Raw genomic sequence first — 19,481 nt, forward strand, 5'->3', positions numbered from 1 at the left:
TACGCCGCCGGCCGCGCCAGCGGCAGGGAGGCCCGGGTGTCCGGGCCGCGCCGCCGCCCGGCTCAGTCGCGGAAGTTGTTGAAGCGCAGCGGCAGCCCGAGGTCGGCGGCGCGCAGGGCCTGCATGGCCGCCTGCAGGTCGTCGCGCTTCTTGCCGGTGACCCGCACCGCCTCGCCCTGGATGGCCGCCTGGACCTTGAGGCCGGTCTCCTTGAGCAGCGCCACCACCTTCTTGGCGTCCTCCGACTTGAGCCCCTTCTTCAGCTTCACCTGCTGGCGCACCGTGGAGCCGCCGGCCGGCTCGACCTTCTGCGGGTCGAGCCCGGTCATCGGCACGCCGCGCTTGGCCAGCTTCTCCATCAGCACGCCCAGCGCCGCCTCGGCCCGCCCCTCGCTGTTGGCGCGGACGACGAAGTGCAGCTCCTTGTCGCGCTCGATGGCCGTGCCGGTCCCCTTGAAGTCGAACCGCTGGGCGATCTCCTTGACCGCCTGGTTCCAGGCGTTCTCCACCTCCATCATGTCGAGCTCGCTCACCGCGTCGAAGCTGGGCATCGGTTCCTCTCCCTCCGTGAAGTGTCGTCCAGGCGGCCGCCGGCGGCGGCCCTCACAGCTCCAGCACCACCGGCAGCACCGCGGGCCTGCGCCCGGTGGCCCGCCGGAAGAAGCGGCGCACCGTCCCGCGGAGCGCCTCCTGCACCTCGCCGAGGTCGGCCCGGGCGGTGGCGGGCAGCGCCCCCACGGCCCGCAGCACCTCGCCCTGCAGCTCGGCCTCGCGCCCCTCCAGCCCGGCCACACCCACCCCGAAGAGGTCCGGGCCGCGCACCACCTCGCCGCTGGTGCGGTCCAGCACCAGCACCGCCAGGCACAGGCCGTGCTCGGCCAGCAGGCGCCGGTCGCGCACCACCAGCTCGGGGACGTCGCTGGCCCCCAGCTCGTCGCGCACCGCGTAGACCCGCCCGAAGGGCACCCGGGCCGGCAGGATCCGCGCCCCGGCCTCGTCGAGCTCCAGCACCTGGCCGTCCTCCAGCAGGTGGCAGCGCTCGCGCGGCACGCCCTCGGCCACCGCGTGCGCCAGGTGCCGGGCCAGGTGGCGGTACTGGCCGTGCACCGGCACGAAGTGGCGCGGGCGGACCAGGGCCAGGAGCCGCCGCTGCTCCCCCTCGTGGGCGTGGCCGGAGGCGTGCAGCGGCGCCGCCCCGGCGGTGCGGACGTCGGCGCCGCGCCGGCACAGGTCGTCGAGGAGCCGGCCCAGGGCCAGCTCGCTGCCCGGGATGCGGCGCGAGGAGAGCACCACCGTGTCGCCGCGCTCGATGGAGAGGTCGGGGTGCTCGCCGCGCGCCAGCCGGGAGAGCGCCGAGCGCGGCTCGCCCTGGGTGCCGGTGGTGAGCACCGCCAGCTCGCGGCGCGGCAGGCGGCGGGCCTGGGCGGCCTCCACCGGCAGCCAGTGCGGCTCGGTGAGGTAGCCGAGCGCGCGGGCCACCTCGAAGGTCTCCACCATGCCGCGCCCCAGCAGCGCCAGGCGCCGCCCGGTGGCCGCGGCCGCCCGGATGACCTGGTGGAGCCGGTGGACGTTGGAGGCGAAGGTGGCCACGAAGACCCGCCCCGGGGCGTCGTGCATGACGTCCTCCAGGGCCGGGCCGACCACCGACTCGGAGAGGGTCGAGCCGGCCTGCTCGGCGTTGGTGGAGTCGGAGAGCAGCAGGCGCACCCCCTCGCGCCCCAGCGCCTCGAACCGGGCCAGGTCGGTGGCCGGACCCGCCACCGGCCGCTCGTCGAGCTTGAAGTCGCCGGTGTGGATCACCACCCCCTGCGGCGTGCGGAAGGCCAGGGCGCAGGCGTCGGGGATGGAGTGGGTCACCGCCACGAACTCGGCCGCCAGGGGACCGCCCTCGCCGGCCTGGCGGACGTCGCCGGGGACCACCTCGCGCAGGTCGGCGGCCACCCCGGCCTCGGCCAGCCGGCGGCGCACCGAGGCCAGCGTGAAGCGGGTGCCGAAGACCGGCACGTGCAGGTGGCGCAGCAGGAAGGGCAGGGCGCCGATGTGGTCCTCGTGCCCGTGGGTGAGGAAGACCGCGCCCACCTGCTCGCGCCGCTCCAGGAGCCAGGTGAGGTCCGGCGCCACCACGTCCACGCCGAGGTTCTCGTCGGGGAAGAGGACGCCGCAGTCCACCACGGCGATGCGGCCCTCCGCCTCGAGGGCCAGGCAGTTCATGCCGACCTCGCCGAGGCCGCCGAGCGGGACGATGCGGATGGGGGGTGGCACGGGCGGCAATCTATACCGAGCCGGGCCCGGGCTTGCCCTCCTCCGGGTAGTTGCGCGCCAGGCAGTCCGGGCAGATGCCGTGGGAGAAGGTCGCGTCGCTGTGCTCGGCCACGTAGGACTCGAGCCGCTGCCAGCTCTCCGGCGCCCGCCGCACGGAGTGGCAGTGGGCGCAGATGGGGATGATCCCCTGGAGCTGGTGGACGTGGGCCAGGGCCGCCTCCAGCTCGAAGAGCCGCTCCCGCAGCTCCCCCTCCATCCGCTTCCGGTCGGTGATGTCCTTGGAGTTGCACATCGCCGAGGTGACGACGCCGGCGGCGTCGAGCACCGGCTGCACGGTGGTGAGGTAGTGGCGGTCCCCGTCCGGCCGCGGCACCCGCACGTCGAAGTCCTGGCGCAGCCCGGTCTTGAAGACCTGCCGCAGCACCGCGAACCGCTTCTCCGCCTCGGCCGGCGGGAAGACGTCGAAGATGCGGCGGCCGATGATCTCCTCGCGGGCCTTCCCCACGCCGCGGGCGAAGGCCTGGTTGACGTAGCGGTAGGTGCCGTCCGGCAGGAACGAGAAGATCGGGTCGCTCGACTCGTCGAGCAGGACCCGGAAGCTCGCCTCGCTGGCCCGCAGCACGGCGAGCTCGGCGCGGAGCGCCTCCACCTCCGTGGGAGGGGCTCCCGGGGTGGGCATGGCCTGTGTGGGCATGGGTTCTCCGGGTTGGCCGGGGCCGAGCGGCGGGGGTTCAAGAGAAGGCTGTCACGCGGCCGCAGCGCCGGCAGCGGAGGTCGGGACAGGTCGGGCGGCAGCGGTCGGGCCGGACGGCGCCCCGGGCGCCGTCGGCGGCGCGGCGGCGCGGTCGCGCAGGTGCGCAGGCACCCCGCCGATGCGGCGTGCACCTGATCGGGCCTGGCACTCCGCCCCCCGGGTCGGTGTCTCAAGGGACAAGGAGGCAGCACACCATGACCACCTCGACCCGACTCGCCTTCACCCTCTCCCTCGCCACCCTCATCGCCGCCTGCAGCGACGGCCCCCTCCACTCCTCCGTCTTCATCGGCGCCGCCGGCGGCTCGGTCTCGACCCAGTCCGGCATCACGCTCCGGGTCCCGGCCGGCGCCCTGTCCACCCAGACCGAGGTGCGCCTCGTCGAGGCCGAGCCCGGCGGCGGCGCGATGGCCCGGGTGGCGCTCCAGCCCGCCGGGCTGGCCCTGGCCGCGCCGGCCACGCTCACCTTCCGGGTGGACGACGCCAACGTCAGGCTGTCCGAGGTCGAGCACGGCCCCGAGGGCGAGGTCCGCCACGAGCTCGAGAAGCGGCGCCACGCCGGCGAGGTGGAGGTGGAGGTCCACCGGCTCGGCGAGGTGGAGATGGAGCACGGCCTCACCTGCGCGGCCGAGTGCGGCGCCGGCCTCGAGTGCGACGACGGCGTCTGCAAGGTGCACACGGAGGACGACCCGGCCACCCACGACGTCGGCGACGACAACGGCATCGACGACCCGCTCACCCACGACGTCGGCGACGACCACGGCGTGGACGACCCGCTCACCCACGACGTCGGCGACGACCACGGCGTGGACGACCCGCTCACCCACGACGTCGGCGACGACCACGGCGTCCACGGCCCCGGTCACCCGTAGCCACCACCCGCGGCGCCCGCCGCACCCCGACCCCCGCCCGCGCCCTCGCGCCGGCGGGGGTCGGTGCGTTCAGCGGACGGTCCGGCGCCGCGCAAGGCCTGCGTGGAACGCCCCGTTGCCGCCGCTGTCCCCTGCCCGCCGGATTGGTCCCGCCGGGTGGCTCTGCGACCCTGATCGAGATCACGGGCGCGGCGCTCTGGCCGGCCCACGAGGGGTGGACAACATGCGGAACAAGGGGCTCCGCGGGCTCGCGCTCGCGTCACTGATCGTGACGGTCGCGGCCTGCAGCCAGCGGACCGACCCACCGTCCGAGGCGGCCGTCCGCCAGGACCCCCTGCTGCGCATGCCCGGCACCCAGCCCGGCCAGGTCACGCTGGAGGGCTCGGCCACCTGCCACCGCTGCCACGGCGGCGGCGACCGCGCCTTCACCCAGGCCACCCCGGACGCCCGCGGCCGCACCGACTACGAGGAGTACAACCTCTTCAAGGCCTGGCAGGGCTCGATGATGGGCAACTCGGCCCGCGACCCGCTCATGTTCGCCTGCTTCACCGTGGCGGCCCAGGACTCGAAGCACGCCCTCGGCACCTTCAACGCGGTGGACCTGTGCCTGCGCTGCCACTTCCCCAAGGGCTGGCTGGAGGGGCGCTCCAGCACGCTCAACGCCTCGGCCATGACCGGCGAGGACTACGACGGCATCCAGTGCTCCTTCTGCCACCGGCTCGAGGACCCGCTCACCAAGGCCACCTTCGACGAGGCCCGCGAGGGCGGGAGCCTGCTGGTCAACTTCGACGAGCAGAACAGCCCCGAGGTGGCGGCGGACCAGCGCTCGGCCGCCCGGGCGCTGGTGACCTACGGGTGGACGAGGGGAGCCAGCACCTGATCCAGCGCTTCAGCGGCGCCGCCTTCTACCAGGACCTGGCCCCGTTCAGCCCGGCCTGGGACGAGGCCGGCGCCGGCCAGTACTTCGTCAGCCCCGACCCGCGGATGCGCGGCCCCTTCGCCGACGTGGGCGCCTTCGGCGACAACGCCGCCGAGGGGCACGCCACGCTCTACAGCCGCTTCCACAAGGGCAAGTTCATCTGCGGCACCTGCCACGACGTCTCCAACCCGATCATGGCCAACCTCGACCGGGCCGGCGCCAGGCCGGGCGATCCGGCGGCCCTGCCGAGCGAGACCCAGCCGGCCTACGCCTGGTCCCACGTGGAGCGGACCTTCTCGGAGTACCGCCTGTCGGCCTACGACGCGCCGGGCGGCGCGCCGGGCAAGGGCAACTTCCGGCCCAACACGCCGGTCGGCACCTTCCCGGTCAACGGCTGGGAGACCGACCAGCCGAACAACTGGATCTCCAAGTGCCAGGACTGCCACATGTGCTCCCGCTGGACGCCGGGCGCCAACGACCCGGACGCGCCGGTGCGGCCGGAGGACTCGAAGGAGCACCCGGACACCTGGACCCCCTGCCACGCCATGACCGGCGGCAACGTCTGGGTGAGCGACATCCTCGCCAGCATCGCCCCCGGCAACGCCACCCCCGACGCGGTCAACACCGCGCTGCTGGTCGGCCGCTCCAGCGAGCTGACCCTCGACCCGATGCAGGGCACCTGGACCAGCCTCTCCCCGGCCAACGTGGCGCCCGGCCAGCACGCGCCCAACGTGGCCGACGCGCTGCTGCTGGCCGCCAGCCGAAACCGCGGCGTGCTCTCCAACGCCGCCTCGCTCACCGACCTCGGCTACGACCCGGGCAGCGGGGCGCTCACCTTCCGCCTCCAGAACAACACCGGGCACAAGCTCATCTCCGGCTTCCCGGAGGGGCGCCGCATGTTCGTGAACGTGGTGGTCACCCAGGGTGGCCAGGTGGTGCAGGGAGATCAACCCCTACGACCTCGCGGTCGGCACGCTGCGGGGGCTGCCCCACGCCCACTCCAGCCCGGCCCTGGCCGCCAACCAGGCCTACCTGGACGCGCTGGTCTACGAGGTGCAGATGAACAGCGCCGTCACCGGCGAGGACAAGACCTTCCACTTCGCCCTGGCCACCGGCCGCACCAAGGACAACCGGATCCCGCCGCAGGGCTTCGACGTGGCCCGCGCGGCGGCGCGCCTGGTCGAGCCGGTCTGGAATGGCCTGAGCGCCCCCGACTACTTCACCGCGGCCGAGTACGCGGGCGGGTACGACGAGGTGCACCTCACGGTGCCGGCCGGCGCCGAGGGGGTGGCCGTCAAGGTCTACTACCAGACCACCAGCCGCGAGTACGTGGAGTTCCTGCGCGACGAGATCAACGGCACCGGCCACCTGACGCTGCCGGCGGCCTCCTACATCGCGCAGACCGATCCGTTCTTCACCGGGCTGCGCCGCTGGGGCGACACCATCTTCGCCCTCTGGATGAACAACAAGGACAAGGATGGCGGCCGGCCGTTCCTGATGACCCAGGCCAGCTGGCCGCCGGCCCCGCTGGCGCGGCGGGTGGTGCGCCCGGCTCCCTGAGAGGCCCGCGGGCCCCCGCCGCCGGCCGGGGCCGTGGCCCGTCGGCCCCGCCCGGCCCGGACCCGGGGCGCCGGCGGGCCCCGCCGCGTCCGCCGGCTGGGCTATGTTCCCGGCCCCGATGTCCGAGCTCCTCGACGGCCTCAACGACCCGCAGCGCGAGGCGGTCCTCCACGGGGAGGGGCCGCTCCTGGTGCTGGCCGGCGCCGGCTCGGGCAAGACCCGGGTCATCGTCTCGCGCATCGCCCGGCTGGTGCTGGAGGAGGGGGTGCTGCCCTGGCACGTCCTGGCCGTCACCTTCACCAACAAGGCGGCCGGCGAGATGCGGGCCCGGCTCGGAAGCTGCTGGGGCTGGCCGCCGCCGACCTGTGGGTGCAGACCTTCCACGCCTTCGGCGGGGGAGCCGCTCACGCCGCGCGACGTCTTGTGGCGCATCGACCGCTGGAAGAACGAGGCGCTGCGGCCGAAGATGGTCAAGCTGGCCGACTACGACGTGGAGGGGCAGCTGGCGCGCGACCTCTACCAGAAGTACGAGGCGGCGCTGGGCCGGGCCGGGGCGGTGGACTTCGGCGACCTGCTGGTGCGGCCGGTGCGGCTGCTGGAGGAGGACCCCAGGCTCCGGGCCCGCTGGGCCGCTTCCGCCACCTGCTGGTGGACGAGTTCCAGGACACCAACCCGGTGCAGTACCGGCTCATGAGGCTGCTGACCGGGCCGCGCCGCAACGTCTGCGTGGTGGGCGACGACGACCAGGCCATCTACCGCTGGCGCGGCGCCGACGTGCGCAACATCCTGGGCTTCGACGCCGACCATGAGGGGTGCCGGGTGGTCAAGCTGGAGCGGAACTACCGCTCCACCCGCACCATCCTGGACGCGGCCCACGCCGTCATCTCGCGGGCCCGGGTGCGGCGCGAGAAGAAGCTCTGGACCGAGGCCGGGCCGGGCGACCCGCTGGCGCTGCTGGTGGGCCAGGACGAGCACGACGAGGCCGAGCGGGTGACCCGCGCCGTGGCGGCCGAGCGGGCCCGCGGCACCCGCGGCGAGGAGATCGCCGTCCTCTACCGCACCAACGCCCAGAGCCGGCCGCTCGAGGCGCAGCTCCGGGCGGCCCGCATCCCCTACGTCATCGTGCGCGGCACCAGCTTCTACGACCGGGCCGAGGTGAAGGACGCCGCCGCCTACCTCAGGCTGGCCCTCTCGCCCGCCTCCGACCTCGACCTGGAGCGCATCGTCAACCGGCCGCCGCGCGGCATCGGCGAGAGGTCGGTGGAGCGGCTGCGGGCCCACGCCGCGGCGCGCGGCCTGCCGCTCTTCGAGGTGCTGGGCGAGCGGGACGCCGTGGAGGGCTCAAGCCGCAGGCCCGCCGGGCCCTGGGCGAGCTGCACGCCACCCTGGCCGGCCTGGCCGCCGAGGCGCCTGGGCTGGACGCCGAGGCGGCGGTGCAGCTGGTGCTGACCCGCTCCGGGCTGCTGGGGCGGCTCGAGGCGGGCGCACCGACGAGTCGGCCGAGCGGGCCGAGAACCTGGTGGAGCTGGTGGCCGCGGCGCACGACTTCGACGAGGAGCTGGCCGAGCGCCCGCCGCCGCAGGATCCGGACGAGCCGGTGCCGCCGCCGCCGCTGGCCCGCTTCCTGGAGCAGATCGCCCTCCTGGGCGAGGCCGACGCCGACACGCCGGAGGGCGGGTGGCCCTGATGACGCTGCACGCCGCCAAGGGGCTGGAGTTCACCGCGGTGTTCCTGTGCGGGCTGGAGGACGGCACGCTGCCGCTGGAGCGCCCCTGGGACGACAAGAGCGCGGCCGAGCGGGCCGCCGCCGAGGACGAGGAGCGGCGGCTCTGCTACGTGGGCATGACCCGCGCCAAGGCGCGGCTCACCCTCTCGCTGGCGCGCCGCCGCATGGGGTACGGAGAGGGCGGCCCCAGCTACCGGTCGATGGAGCCCTCGCGCTTCCTGGCCGAGCTGCCGCCGGAGCTCTTCGGCCTGCCCGGGCGGGCCGCGCCCGGCGCCCAGGCCACGCCGGGCCCGCTGGCCCGCGGCCCCATCGTGCGGCGCCACCCCGGCGCGCTGCCGGACGAGCCGCACATCGAGGTGGAGGAGGACGGGGAGAGCCCGTTCCTGGAGCCCGCCGGCGCCCGGCCGCTGCCCTCGCCCCGCGCCGCTCCCCGCGCCGCCCCGCGCGGCGAGCCGCGGGTGGAGTACGACGACCAGGCGCGCCCCGGCGGCGCCCCCTTCACCCGCGGCGACGCGGTGGTGCACGACGCGCTGGGCGAGGGGCTGGTGCTGGCCTGCGACGGCGCCGGCCGGGACGCCAAGGTGACGGTCCGCTTCTACGAGGCGGGTGAGAAGCGGGTGCTGGCCAGGTTCCTCAGGCGGGCGGGGGTAGGGCGGGGCGGCCAGGACAGGGGCCGGCGCGGCCCTCCCGCCCCGCGCTATGGTCCGCCGCGCCCATGGCCGCCCCGGACGTCCACGCCGTGCTGGAGCTCGACAGCGCCCCCTGGGGGCGGCTCCGCTTCGGCGCCCCGGTGGAGGTGATCGAGGCCCGGCGGCTGGCCGAGGTGCGCCCCGCCATCCGGCTGGTGGAGGCCGCGGCCCGGGCCGGGCGCTGGGCGGTGGGGTACCTGGCCTACGAGGCGGCGCCGGCGTTCGACGAGGCCCTGGTGGTGCGGGCCGGGGAGGGGCCGCTCGTCTGGTTCGGGATCCACGAGCGGCCGCTCGAGGGCGATCTCGACCCCGACCCCGACCGCGACCCCGCCCGCGGCCTCGACCCCTTCCAGGCCACCCTCCTCGACCTCCACCCCGAGGTGGACCGCGCCGCCCACCAGGCCTCGGTGGAGCGGCTCCGCGAGGCCATCGCGGCCGGCACCGCCTACCAGGTGAACTTGACCTACCGGCTGCGCGGCCGGCTGGCCGGTGACCCGCTCGCCCTCTACCGGCGGCTCCGCGCGGCGCAGGGCGGCGGCGAGACCGCCTTCCTGCGCGCCGGCGACCGGGCCATCGTCTCGGCCTCGCCGGAGCTCTTCCTGCTGAAGACCGGCGACCGGGTGCTGACCCGCCCGATGAAGGGGGCACGGCGCGGCGCGGCCGCTTCGCCGAGGAGGACGAGGCGGCGGCGCGGGCGCTGGCCGGCTCGGAGAAGGACCGGGCCGAGAACGTCATGATCGCCGACCTGACGCGCAACGACCTCGGCCGGGTGGCCCAGACCGGCAGCGTGGCGGTGACCTCGCGCTTCGACGTGGTCCGGCTGCGCACCGTCTGGCAGCTCACCTCCACCGTGGAGGCCAGGCTGGCGCCGGGGGCCGGCCTGGAGGCGCTGCTCGGCGCCACCTTCCCCTGCGGCTCCATCACCGGCGCCCCCAAGGCCATGGCCACACGGCTCATCGCGGCCGAGGAGCGCTCGCCGCGGGGGGCCTACTGCGGCGCGGTGGGGGCGGTGGCCCCGGGCGGCGACGCCTGCTTCAACGTGGCCATCCGCACCGTTGAGGTCGGGCTCGACGGCGCGGCCCGCTACGGCACCGGCGGCGGCATCACCTGGGCCTCCCGCCCCGAGGCCGAGTGGGACGAGGCGCAGGCCAAGACCGCGGTGCTGGCCGCCGCGCCGGGCCGCCCCACGCTGCTCGAGACCATGCGGCTCGAGGGCGGCCGGGTGGCCCTGCTCGACGGCCACCTGGCGCGCCTGGCGGCGTCGGCCCGCTACCACGCCCTGCCGGTCGACCTGGCCGCCGCCCGCGCGCTGGTGGAGGCGCAGGGCGGCCAGGGTCGGCTCCGGCTGCTGCTCGGGCCGGACGGGGCGCTCACCCTGGAGCGGGCCCCGCTGCCCGCGCCGCTCGAAGGCCCGGCCCGCCTGGCCTTCGCCGCCGCGCCCATCTCGAGCCGCGACCCGGCCCTGTTCCACAAGACCACGGCCCGCGGCCTCTACGAGGCCCGGCGCGCCGGGCGCCCCGACTGCTTCGACGTCATCCTGCTGAACGAGGCGGGGCGGCCCACCGAGACCACCATCGGCACCCTGGTGGTGGAGCAGGACGGCCAGCGGGTGACGCCGCCGCTCCAGGAGGGCCTGCTGCCCGGGGTCTTCCGCGCCCACCTCCTGGCGCGCGGCGAGGTGCTGGAGCGCCCGCTCACCCGGGCCGAGGTGGAGCGGGCCACCCGGCTCTGGCTGGTGAACGCGCTGCGCGGCTGGGTGGAGGCCAGGCTGGTCCCGCCGGCCTGAGCGCCCGCGGTGACTCAGCCCCGCCGCGCCTCCTCCTCCTGGAAGAGCAGGCGCCCCAGCCGGTCGAAGTTCTCCTCGTTGCCGGCCAGGACGTAGGGCCGCGCCTGGGCGGCCTGGGCCGCCGCCTCGTGGCGCAGGCGCCAGACCAGCTCGGTCTGCCGGCCGCGGGCCGTCAGGGTGATGGTCATGCGGAACCGGTGGCCACCGAGGTGGTCGAGGACGATCCGCTCCGGCCGCACGATCTCGACGAAGACGCTCTCGTTCGGGTAGGTGGCGCCGTCGGGGCCGTGCAGGTCGAAGCGCCAGCGCCCGCCTGGGCGGAAGTCGAACTCGTGGAAGGTGCTGCTGAAGCCGGCCGGCCCCCACCAGCGGGCCAGCCGGGCCGGGTCGGCGTAGGCCTCGAAGACGCGCTCCTGCGGGGCGTCGAGGAGGACGCTGCTCACCAGCTCCAGGTCGTCGTCGGCCACGCCCTCACTCCTTGCGGAAGGTCTTCACCCCGAGGACCGCCTCCACCACCCAGGAGAGGAAGGCCAGCAGGACCGCCACCAGCAGCGCCTGCAGGAAGCCCACCCCGTAGGCCCCCATGATGGTGGCCAGCCAGAAGGCCACGTAGAGCAGCCAGGGCAGCAGCAGGAACCAGAGGAACCTGGCCAGCGTGACGTACCAGGCGATGGAGAGGACCACCGAGATCACCACCGCCTGGCCGAAGGTGTTGGTGGGGTTGCCCGGCGAGACGAAGGCCACCGCGCCGGCCAGCACCGCGGCGGAGAGGACGAGGCGGACGGCGAAGGCGAGGAGTCCACGGAGCATGGGCCCGAGCATGGCATGAGCCCCGGTCCGCCGCCGCCGGACCAAAGGGGCCGTGGCGGCCGGTCCGCCCACGCCTCCCGCCCGGCGTACAATGGCCACATGCCCCCGGCCCCCCGCCCCCACGCCCCGCCCGTCACCGAGGCGCTGGTGCGGGCCCTGCCCAAGACCGACCTGCACTGCCACCTCGACGGCTCGGTGCGGCTCGCCACGCTCCTCTCGCTGGCCGAGCAGCAGGGGGTGCGCCTCCCCGCCGACACGCCGGAGGGGCTGGCCCGCGCCATCCACATGGGCGAGACCTGCGCCTCGCTGGAGGACTACCTCACCGCCTTCGACGTGACGCTGGAGGTCCTGCAGACCGAGGAGTCCCTGCGGCGGGTGGCCTACGAGCTGGCCATGGACTGCGCCGAGGAGAACGTGCGCTACCTGGAGGTGCGCTACTCGCCGGTGCTGCACACCCGGCAGGGGCTGAAGCCCACCTCCATCGTGGACGCGGTGCTCGACGGTCTGCGCCAGGCCAGGCGCGAGAAGGGGATCCACTCCAACGTCATCATCTGCGGCATCCGCCACATGGACCCCGCCACCTCGGTGCGGCTGGCCGAGCTGGCGGTGGCCTACAAGGGCAAGGGCGTGGTGGGCTTCGACCTGGCCGGCGCCGAGGAGGGCAACCCGCCGCGCCACCACCGCGCCGCGCTGCAGCTGATCCTCGACAACAACGTCAACCTCACCATCCACGCCGGCGAGGCCTTCGGCCCGGAGTCGATCGCCCAGGCGGTGCACGTCTGCGGGGCCCACCGCATCGGCCACGGGGTGCGGCTGCGCGAGAACGGCGACCTGCTCAACTACGTCAACGACCACCGCATCCCGCTGGAGCTGTGCCCCTCCTCCAACGTGCAGACCGGCTCGGTGACCGGCTTCGCGGCCCACCCGCTCAAGTTCTACTTCGACTTCGGGCTGCGGGTGACGGTCAACACCGACAACCGGCTGGTCACCGACACCACCTGCACCAAGGAGCTGATGGTGGCCCACCGCGAGATGGGCTTCACCCTCGACGACCTGTGCACCGTGGTGGTGCAGGGCTTCAAGAGCGCCTTCCTGCCGTTCCGCGAGAAGGCCGAGGTGCTGGCGGTGGTCAACGCCGAGATCGCGGCGGTGCGCGAGCGCTTCGCCCTGGCGGCGGCCGGGCAGGCCGCGCAGGAGGGCCGCCGGTGACCGCCCGCGCCCGCTACCGCTCGCCGCTCGGCTGGCTCACCCTGGAGGCCACCGACCAGGGGGTCATGGGCATCGCCTTCGGCGAGCGCGGGCCGGTGCAGCCGGTGGCCTCGGCGCTGGCCCGCGGCCACCTCGAGGCCGGCCGGCGCGCCCTGGCCGACTACTTCGCCGGGCGGCCGCCCCAGCTGCCGGCCCTGGACCTGAAGGGCACCGAGTTCCAGCGGCTGGTCTGGCGGGCGCTCCTGGGCATCCCGTGGGGCGAGGTGCGCACCTACGGCGAGCTGGCCGCCGGCCTGGGGCGCCCGGGGGCCTCCCGCGCGGTGGGCGCGGCCAACGGGCGCAACCCGGTGGCCATCCTGGTGCCCTGCCACCGGGTGGTGGCGGCCGGGGGCCGGCTGGGCGGCTACTCCGGGGGGCTGCAGCTGAAGCGGGACCTGCTGGCCCACGAGGCGGCGCACGGGCCGGTGCTGCGCCGCGCCTGATCGCCCCCGCGACCGCCTGTTCCTTGCCCCCCGGGGGGGAGGGCCGTACATTCGGCCTGGACGTCGGGAAGGGGAGACACACCATGGCGAAGCTGCTCGCGATGATCCTGGCTGGCGGGGAGGGGCGGCGGCTCGATCCCCTGACGCGCGACCGCGCCAAGCCGGCGGTCCCGTTCGGTGGGCGCTACCGCATCATCGACTTCGTCCTCTCCAACTTCGCCAACTCCGGCATCCTCAAGATGAAGGTGCTGGTGCAGTACAAGTCGGAGTCGCTCAACACCCACGTGCAGCGGGCCTGGCGGCTCAGCGCCTTCCTCAACGAGTACGTGGAGATCGTGCCGGCGCAGATGCGCTACGGGCCCAAGTGGTTCGAGGGCTCCGCCGACGCCATCTACCAGAACCTCAACATCATCACCGACGAGGAGCCCGAGTACACCTTCGTCTTCGGGGCGGACAACATCTACCGCATGGACGTGCGGCAGATGCTCGACTACCACGTCGACAAGAAGGCCGACCTGACCGTGGCGGCCATCCCGGTGCCGGTGGCGGAGGCCAAGGACTTCGGCATCATGGAGGTGGACTCGGACGGCCGGATGATCGGCTTCGTCGAGAAGCCCAAGTCGAACCCCAAGACCATCCCCGGCGACCCGACCCGCTGCCTGGCCTCGATGGGCAACTACCTGTTCACCACCAAGGAGCTGGTGCAGGAGATCGTCAACGACGCCGGCGACCCCAAGAGCGCCCACGACTTCGGCAAGTCGATCGTCACCGGGATGTACGCGCGCAAGAACGTCTACGTCTACAACTTCATGACCAACGAGGTGCCCGGCCAGGGGGCCAAGGAGCGCGGCTACTGGCGCGACGTGGGGAACCTGGAGGCCTACTTCCAGGCCAACATGGACCTGGTGGCGGTGGACCCGGTCTTCTCCCTCTACAACGACCAGTGGCCCATCTACACGCTGCACGCCAACGCCCCGCCGGCCAAGTTCGTCTTCAACAACGAGGGGGAGAAGCGGGTGGGCTACGCCACCGACTCGCTCATCTCCGAGGGCTGCATCATCTCCGGCAGCCACGTGCACCACTCCATCCTGTCGCCCACGGTGCGCCTCAACAGCTACACCACGCTCTCCGACTCGATCGTCTTCGAGAAGGTCTCCATCGGCCGCCACTGCCGCATCCGCAACGCCATCATCGACAAGCACGTGGTGATCCCGGCCGGCACGGTCATCGGCTACGACCCCGAGGCCGACAAGCGGCGCTTCCACGTCACCGAGAGCGGCATCGTGGTCATCCCCAAGGGGATGCGGGTCGAGCCGACGCCGTAGCGCGCCCGGGCTGGCGCCGGCCCCTCCTGGCCGGGCGCCGCCGCGGGAGCTCCCGGACGAGCGCCCGGTGGGCGCTCAGGCCGACCAGTACCAGCTCCACTTGAGCAGGAAGGTGTCGGTGGTGGGCCCGCTGCCCAGGCCGCGCGGCCGGAGGTCGGCGGCCGGCACCTCGCCGGCCGACAGCCCCGGCTCGGCGGCGGCCCGCGAGTAGACCAGGTAGAGCGTGGAGCCGAGCCGCCACTCCCAGCGCAGCACCGCCGAGAGGTTGAGCGCGGTCTCGTGGAAGTCGGGCGCCGCGTAGGCCGGGTCGAGCGTCGGGTCGGTGGCGGGCGCCAGGGAGGCGGAGGCGATCCGGCCGCCCGGCCCGGCCCGCCCGGTGTAGTAGGGCCCGTACTGTCCGTTGGTCACGAAGAGCTGGGCGTAGACCTGCAGGGTGAGCCGCGGGGTCATGAGGAACTGCTGCCGCAGCGTGAAGGTGAGCAGCGGGGCGGTCAGCTCGGCGAACAGCTCGTCCCCGGCCGCGGTGGTCTCCACCCAGCGGGCCGGCCAGGCGTTGCGCTCGTAGCCGACCGCGAAGCGGGTCTCGACGCCAGGGTGGGGGCGGGCCGAGACCAGGGCCCCGGCGAACCAGAAGTCGACCGTCCGCAGCGGCGCCAGGGGCAGGGTGCGCCCGCCGCCGCCCCACAGCTCCAGGAAGTAGGGGCGGGACTTGGAGGTGTTCACCCAGCAGTTCCCGCTCCAGGAGCCGGCGCGGCCGAAGGCCACGCCGCTGCCCTCGATCTCGCGGACGTCGTCCCCCTCGAGGTCCAGGTCCACCTCGCAGCCGAGGGAGTGCAGGCTCCGCAGCACCAGCTCGTTGAAGTAGAAGAAGGTCAGGCCGCGACGCCGGGCCGCGTCGGCCGTGGCGCGCAGGTCGGCCCCCACCCCCTGCAGGTGCTCGTGGAACGGGCCGCCGCCGGTGGGCCGCACGTAGCGCGCGATGGGGCGCAGCCGCAGCTCGTTCTGGGTCCGCTGGTAGCCCACCGCGTTCAGCTCCAGGGTGGGCGACTCCCACTCCAGGTCCACGTCGAAGCGCCAGGGCTCGCCGCCGTTGCGGCCGAAGGCCAGGAACGCGCCGCCGCCCAGCTCGCCGCGCCGCAGCGCCGTGCCGTCGGCCAGGCGGCGCAGGGGCTCGAGCGCCAGCGGATCGCCGGTGACCGGGTCCTCCTGCGCCGACCACTCGCCGCCGGCGTAGCGCGAGCCGGTCAGCTGGCCGCGCAGGAACCACTCCGAGTCGGTCGAGCGCAGGTTGAAGTCGAGCGCCAGGGCGTCGCCGGCCAGCACATCGCACGCGCCCGGCCGGTCGCCGGAGGAGTTGGCCTGGAGGGTGGTGCAGTCCGCCCCCAGCAGGGCGGCGCTGGCGGCGAAGAGGCCGAAGGTGGCGGTGGCGCTCGGGTGCCAGCGGGCCACCGCCGCCGCGAAGTTGCGGCTGGCCGGCGCCGGCGACGGGAGCGACCCGGCCGGCCCGAAGTGGAGCGGCTGCCGCGGCGAGAAGCGGTAGCCCCGCACCGGGTGGTCCTCGGTGGACCCGGCCGGGGCCCCGGCGCCGGTCACCACCGCCTCCACCAGCCCCACCTGCAGCTGGTCGGTGACCCGGCCGGTCAGCTTGGCGGCGGCCAGGATGGGGGCGTCGAGGCCGACGCGTCGGGAGTAAAAGAGCTGCTGCGGCGACGGCTGGTTGTGCGGCGCCGGCCCCTGGAAGAGGTCCAGCCCCTGGGTGAAGAAGGGGCGCTTCTCCGGAAAGAAGAGCTCGTAGTTGGACAGGTTCTGCACCAGCTGGTCGGCCTCCACCTGGCCGAAGTCCGGGTTCAGGCTGGCCTGCAGCGAGAGCCCGCGCCCCAGCGAGGCCCGCAGGTCCACGCCCAGGTCGGCCGAGGGGTCGGTGAGGCGCGGCCGGGGGCGGGTGTCGTCGTCGTACCTGGGGCGGGTGGTGACCCGGGTGGCCAGGTAGGGGGCCACCGAGAGCTCCTGCACCGGCCTCAGGCCGGAGAGGCCGGTGAGCTCGGCGAAGCGGGCCACCACCCCGCGGTCGCCGCGCCTGAGCGGGATGGAGACCAGCTCCTCGGCCGAGCGCAGCACCCGCTTCACCGCGAGGCCCCAGACCTGCTCGGGCGTCGCCGAGAAGCGGAAGATGGAGAGCGGCAGCACGAACTCGGCCGACCAGCCGTCGGCCGTGGCGGCGGTGGCGCCGTCCCACACCGCGTCCCACTCCAGGTTCTCCAGGTCGTCGCCGTGCAGCAGCACGTCGGTCTGCACGCCGGCGGCGTTGAGCTCGAAGGCGTAGGCGGTGCGCCGGTCCCGGTTGGAGTCGAGGTAGACCGCCACCCGGTCGGAGCGCGGGGCGTTGTCCCGGCGCCCCAGCGGGCGGGAGACCTCGCCCGGCCGGGCGTCCTGGCAGAGGACGCCGACGTAGAGGTTCCGGTCGTCGTACAGCACCCGCACCGCGGTCCGCTCCGACGGGGCGGCCCCCTGCTGCGGCGAGAGCTGGACGAAGCCGTCGAAGGCGGGCGCGGCGTGCCAGGCCTGCTCCTCCAGCCGGCCGTCGAGCGTGAGGGCGCCCTCCAGGCGGGCGGCGCGCACCGGGTCGCCCGGGGCGCCGCCGGTCAGCGTGGCTGCGAGGAGGGCCGCGAGGGCCAGCGTGGGCATGTGGGGGTCCCTGGCTCCGGGCCGGTCCTACGGCGGGTGGCTGCGCCTATTTCACTGGCCACAGGGAGGCGCGCCGCGCCCAGGCGTGACAGGGCGGGGCCGGCGCCCCGTCGCCGGGCTAGACTCGCGGCCCACATGGGCGACCTCCAGAACGACTTCAGCTGGTCCAAGTCGCGGCACGAGAAGTTCTCCGAGTGCCGCCGGGCCTACTTCTACACGTACTACGGGTCATGGGGCGGCTGGGACGCGCCCCCCGGCTCGCCGGTGCGCGAGCTCTACGTCCTCAAGAAGCTCTCCAGCCGCTGGCAGTGGGCCGGCTCGGTGGTGCACGAGGCGATCAAGCAGCTGCTCGACCGGGCCCGCGCCGGCGGCGAGCCCTGGCCGCTGGAGCGGGTGCTCGAGCAGGTGCGCCGCCGCGCCCGCGCCCAGTTCGCCACCTCGCGGGAGAAGAGCTACTGGCGCGAGCGGTCGAAGATCGACGGCCTGGTGGAGCACGAGTACGGCGAGCCGGTGAAGGACGAGGAGTGGCGGCGGCTCTACGAGGCGGTCATCGACGGCTCGCTCAAGGCCCTGCACGCCTCGCCGCTGCTGGGCGAGATCCTGGCCACCCCGCGGGAGCGCTGGCTCACGGTGGACCAGCTCGACAGCTGGACGTTCGAGGGGACCAAGATCTGGGCGGCGGTGGACTTCGCCTACCGCGACCAGGACGGCCGCATCCACCTGCTCGACTGGAAGACCGGCCAGGAGCGGGAGGCCGACCACCTGCAGGTGGGGACCTACTCGCTCTACGCCCAGCAGAAGTGGGGCGTGCCGCCCGAGGCGGTGGTGGGCGGCCTGGTCTACCTGGCCCAGGCGGAGGGCGCGCCGGCGGTGCGGGTGGACGTGAAGGCCGACCAGGCCACCCTGGAGGCCTGCCGCGGCGAGATGCGGGCCTCCATCGCGGCCATGAAGGCCACCCTGGTGGACCCGCGCCGCAACACCGCCGACGTGGCCGCCTTCCCGCAGCTGGCCGACCGCGAGGGCTGCCGGCGCTGTCCCTTCCGGCGCCCCTGCGGGCGGCTCTAGGCCAGGGGGAGGCGGACGTGGCGGACGAGGCGGCGCGGCTCTTCGATCTCTCGCTGGCGCGGCGGCTGCTGGCGCTGGACCACGCGGCGCTGCTCGCCTGGCTCAGGGCCGAGCTGCCGGCGCTCAAGGCCACCACCCGCCGGGGCGCCGCGGCGCTGCTGGCGGTGCTGCGCCGCACCCTGCCGCCCGCCGAGGCGGCCGCGCTGCCGCCGGTGGAGGCCTTCCTGGGCCACTGGGACGATCTGGCCCTGGCGCTGGCCGGGGCCGCCGACGAGGCCGAGGTGGCGCTGGCCCGGGCCGCGCTGGCGGAGAAGGCGGCCTTCGGCGAGGAGCGGGTGGAGCTCCTCGTGCCGGGCGGCCCGGCGGCGGTCTTCGGGGCGGCGCGGCCGGCCGGCGCCCTGTGCGACCGCGACCTCTTCGCCGGCGAGGGGCCGGAGCGCTACCTGCTGCTGCAGGCGGCCGAGGTGGAGCGGCTGGCCGAGGCGCTGCGCGCCGGGGCGGCCGGGGCGGAGGCGGGGGCGGGAGGGGAGGCCGGCCAGGCGGCGCGGTCGGCCGCGCGGCTCCTCGAGCTGGCGGCCCGCTGCCGCGCCGAGCCGGGGCTGCGGGTGGCCTGGCTGCTGGCGCGGTAGCCGGTCCTGCCCCAGGGGCGCGGAGCCCCGGCCCCGGACGGCGCCGGGCCTCGGCCGGCCCACGCCCCTTCCGCCCGCCGGCCGCGCGTCCTATGTTCCCCCGACATGACCACGCCCATCCGCGCCGCCCTCCTCGCGCTCGCCCTCCTGGCCGCCCCGGCCCTGGCCCAGGACCCGGAGGAGCTCCGCATCGCCCTGCCCGACGTGCCCCAGCTGGGGCCGGCCGCCAGCGGCGTCCAGGTGGTGAAGGGCATCGACCTCGAGGTCTTCTTCGCCGCCGGCGCCTACTGGGTGAGGCAGGACCAGGGCTGGTTCTCCACCCGCCTGGCGGAGGAGCCGTTCGTCCTCACCGACCCCCGCCGCGTGCCGGCGGCGCTCCTGGCGCACCGGCCCGACCCGGCGCTGCCGGCCGTGGCCGCGCCGGCCCGGGCGCCCGAGCCCCCGCCCGCCGCCAGGGTCGAGCCCCCGCCGGCCGCCCAGGCGCCGGCCGCCGCGCCGGCCCCCGCGGCCCGGGCCGAGGCCAAGGCCGCGCCGGCCAAGCCCGCGGTCAAGAAGGCCCCGGCCAAGCCGGCCAGGAAGCCCGCCGGCAAGCTCCCCGCCAAGCCGGCCAAGAAGCCCGGCACCTAGGCGCCGCACCTCACGGGTGGTCCGGGCGCCGCCTCGGCGCCGCGGGGCCCACCCCTCCACCGGACCCGCCGGCGGCCCCACCGG

General features: G+C 75.1%; 22 protein-coding genes. 15 read left to right on the forward strand and 7 right to left on the reverse strand.

Features of this window, described 5'->3' with window-relative positions:
• Positions 1–62: 62 nt before the first annotated feature.
• Genes IPO09_01180 through IPO09_01190 form a run of 3 tightly spaced genes read right to left on the reverse strand, consistent with a single transcriptional unit; the run spans position 63 to position 2,956 of the window.
• Entirely contained in the window at positions 63–551 is a 489-nt protein-coding gene (locus IPO09_01180) for a YajQ family cyclic di-GMP-binding protein (GenBank protein ID MBK9515965.1), read from the reverse strand.
• A 52-nt stretch (positions 552–603) separates the two neighbouring features.
• The gene (locus IPO09_01185; GenBank protein MBK9515966.1) at positions 604–2,250 is read right to left on the reverse strand and encodes a ribonuclease J; all 1,647 of its coding nucleotides are present in this window, start codon (positions 2,248–2,250) and stop codon (positions 604–606) included.
• A gap of 22 nt (positions 2,251–2,272) precedes the next feature.
• Positions 2,273–2,956: a PAS domain-containing protein gene (locus IPO09_01190; protein MBK9515967.1), complete on the reverse strand. Its 684-nt coding sequence runs from the start codon at positions 2,954–2,956 to the stop codon at positions 2,273–2,275.
• Positions 2,957–3,210: 254 nt separating this feature from the next.
• Between IPO09_01190 and IPO09_01195 the strand changes: the two genes are divergently transcribed.
• Together IPO09_01195 and IPO09_01200 are read left to right on the forward strand one after the other, a co-directional pair.
• On the forward strand, positions 3,211–3,885 hold the full coding sequence (locus IPO09_01195; protein MBK9515968.1) for a hypothetical protein: 675 nt from the start codon (positions 3,211–3,213) through the stop codon (positions 3,883–3,885).
• A gap of 268 nt (positions 3,886–4,153) precedes the next feature.
• Entirely contained in the window at positions 4,154–4,765 is a 612-nt protein-coding gene (locus tag IPO09_01200) for a hypothetical protein (GenBank protein ID MBK9515969.1), read from the forward strand.
• Between the two features lie 355 nt (positions 4,766–5,120).
• Here IPO09_01200 and IPO09_01205 read toward each other — a convergent pair whose 3' ends face one another.
• Positions 5,121–5,603 carry a hypothetical protein gene (locus IPO09_01205; protein ID MBK9515970.1) on the reverse strand — a complete coding sequence of 161 codons (483 nt, stop codon included), beginning with the start codon at positions 5,601–5,603 and terminating at the stop codon, positions 5,121–5,123.
• 125 nt (positions 5,604–5,728) lie between these two features.
• Here IPO09_01205 and IPO09_01210 point away from each other — a divergent pair, with 125 nt between their 5' ends.
• The 7 genes from IPO09_01210 (at position 5,729) to IPO09_01240 (ending at position 10,565) form a co-directional block, all read left to right on the forward strand.
• The gene (locus IPO09_01210) at positions 5,729–6,364 is read left to right on the forward strand and encodes a hypothetical protein (protein ID MBK9515971.1); all 636 of its coding nucleotides are present in this window, start codon (positions 5,729–5,731) and stop codon (positions 6,362–6,364) included.
• A gap of 118 nt (positions 6,365–6,482) precedes the next feature.
• Complete coding sequence (locus IPO09_01215) at positions 6,483–7,058, forward strand: UvrD-helicase domain-containing protein (GenBank protein ID MBK9515972.1); 576 nt, start codon at positions 6,483–6,485, stop codon at positions 7,056–7,058.
• Complete coding sequence (locus IPO09_01220; GenBank protein ID MBK9515973.1) at positions 7,013–7,813, forward strand: UvrD-helicase domain-containing protein; 801 nt, start codon at positions 7,013–7,015, stop codon at positions 7,811–7,813. The genes IPO09_01215 and IPO09_01220 overlap by 46 nt, the downstream gene beginning before the upstream one ends.
• Before the next feature lie 70 nt (positions 7,814–7,883).
• Positions 7,884–8,051: a hypothetical protein gene (locus IPO09_01225; protein ID MBK9515974.1), complete on the forward strand. Its 168-nt coding sequence runs from the start codon at positions 7,884–7,886 to the stop codon at positions 8,049–8,051.
• Positions 8,051–8,890 (forward strand): hypothetical protein, encoded by an 840-nt coding sequence (locus IPO09_01230; GenBank protein MBK9515975.1) that lies wholly within the window; start codon positions 8,051–8,053, stop codon positions 8,888–8,890. The genes IPO09_01225 and IPO09_01230 overlap by 1 nt, the downstream gene beginning before the upstream one ends.
• Positions 8,806–9,516, forward strand: coding sequence for a chorismate-binding protein (locus tag IPO09_01235; protein ID MBK9515976.1), 711 nt, complete (start codon positions 8,806–8,808; stop codon positions 9,514–9,516). Before IPO09_01230 ends, IPO09_01235 begins: the two co-directional genes overlap by 85 nt.
• Complete coding sequence (locus IPO09_01240) at positions 9,513–10,565, forward strand: chorismate-binding protein (GenBank protein MBK9515977.1); 1,053 nt, start codon at positions 9,513–9,515, stop codon at positions 10,563–10,565. Before IPO09_01235 ends, IPO09_01240 begins: the two co-directional genes overlap by 4 nt.
• 14 nt (positions 10,566–10,579) lie before the next feature.
• On the opposite strand, the gene IPO09_01245 is transcribed toward IPO09_01240, so the two are convergent.
• Together IPO09_01245 and IPO09_01250 are read right to left on the reverse strand one after the other, a co-directional pair.
• On the reverse strand, positions 10,580–11,032 hold the full coding sequence (locus tag IPO09_01245; protein ID MBK9515978.1) for an SRPBCC family protein: 453 nt from the start codon (positions 11,030–11,032) through the stop codon (positions 10,580–10,582).
• 4 nt (positions 11,033–11,036) lie between these two features.
• Positions 11,037–11,375: a hypothetical protein gene (locus tag IPO09_01250; GenBank protein MBK9515979.1), complete on the reverse strand. Its 339-nt coding sequence runs from the start codon at positions 11,373–11,375 to the stop codon at positions 11,037–11,039.
• A gap of 99 nt (positions 11,376–11,474) precedes the next feature.
• Between IPO09_01250 and add the strand changes: the two genes are divergently transcribed.
• The 3 genes from add (at position 11,475) to glgC (ending at position 14,391) form a co-directional block, all read left to right on the forward strand.
• Entirely contained in the window at positions 11,475–12,584 is a 1,110-nt protein-coding gene (gene add, locus IPO09_01255) for an adenosine deaminase (protein ID MBK9515980.1), read from the forward strand.
• Between the two features lie 65 nt (positions 12,585–12,649).
• Positions 12,650–13,066 carry a methylated-DNA--[protein]-cysteine S-methyltransferase gene (locus IPO09_01260; GenBank protein MBK9515981.1) on the forward strand — a complete coding sequence of 139 codons (417 nt, stop codon included), beginning with the start codon at positions 12,650–12,652 and terminating at the stop codon, positions 13,064–13,066.
• Positions 13,067–13,149: 83 nt separating this feature from the next.
• Entirely contained in the window at positions 13,150–14,391 is a 1,242-nt protein-coding gene (glgC, locus tag IPO09_01265) for a glucose-1-phosphate adenylyltransferase (protein MBK9515982.1), read from the forward strand.
• A gap of 75 nt (positions 14,392–14,466) precedes the next feature.
• Here glgC and IPO09_01270 read toward each other — a convergent pair whose 3' ends face one another.
• The gene (locus tag IPO09_01270) at positions 14,467–17,076 is read right to left on the reverse strand and encodes a carbohydrate binding family 9 domain-containing protein (protein MBK9515983.1); all 2,610 of its coding nucleotides are present in this window, start codon (positions 17,074–17,076) and stop codon (positions 14,467–14,469) included.
• A gap of 135 nt (positions 17,077–17,211) precedes the next feature.
• Here IPO09_01270 and IPO09_01275 point away from each other — a divergent pair, with 135 nt between their 5' ends.
• The 3 genes from IPO09_01275 to IPO09_01285 all read left to right on the forward strand — a co-directional run bounded on the left by IPO09_01275 (position 17,212) and on the right by IPO09_01285 (position 19,397).
• A complete protein-coding gene (locus IPO09_01275) occupies positions 17,212–18,141 on the forward strand; it encodes a PD-(D/E)XK nuclease family protein (protein ID MBK9515984.1) in 930 nt (309 codons plus the stop codon).
• A gap of 17 nt (positions 18,142–18,158) precedes the next feature.
• Entirely contained in the window at positions 18,159–18,770 is a 612-nt protein-coding gene (locus IPO09_01280; GenBank protein ID MBK9515985.1) for a hypothetical protein, read from the forward strand.
• A gap of 105 nt (positions 18,771–18,875) precedes the next feature.
• Positions 18,876–19,397 carry a hypothetical protein gene (locus IPO09_01285; GenBank protein MBK9515986.1) on the forward strand — a complete coding sequence of 174 codons (522 nt, stop codon included), beginning with the start codon at positions 18,876–18,878 and terminating at the stop codon, positions 19,395–19,397.
• Positions 19,398–19,481: the final 84 nt, after the last annotated feature.

The sequence above is a fragment of the Anaeromyxobacter sp. genome (assembly GCA_016718565.1).
In the GTDB taxonomy this organism is placed as follows: Bacteria; Myxococcota; Myxococcia; order Myxococcales; family Anaeromyxobacteraceae; genus JADKCZ01.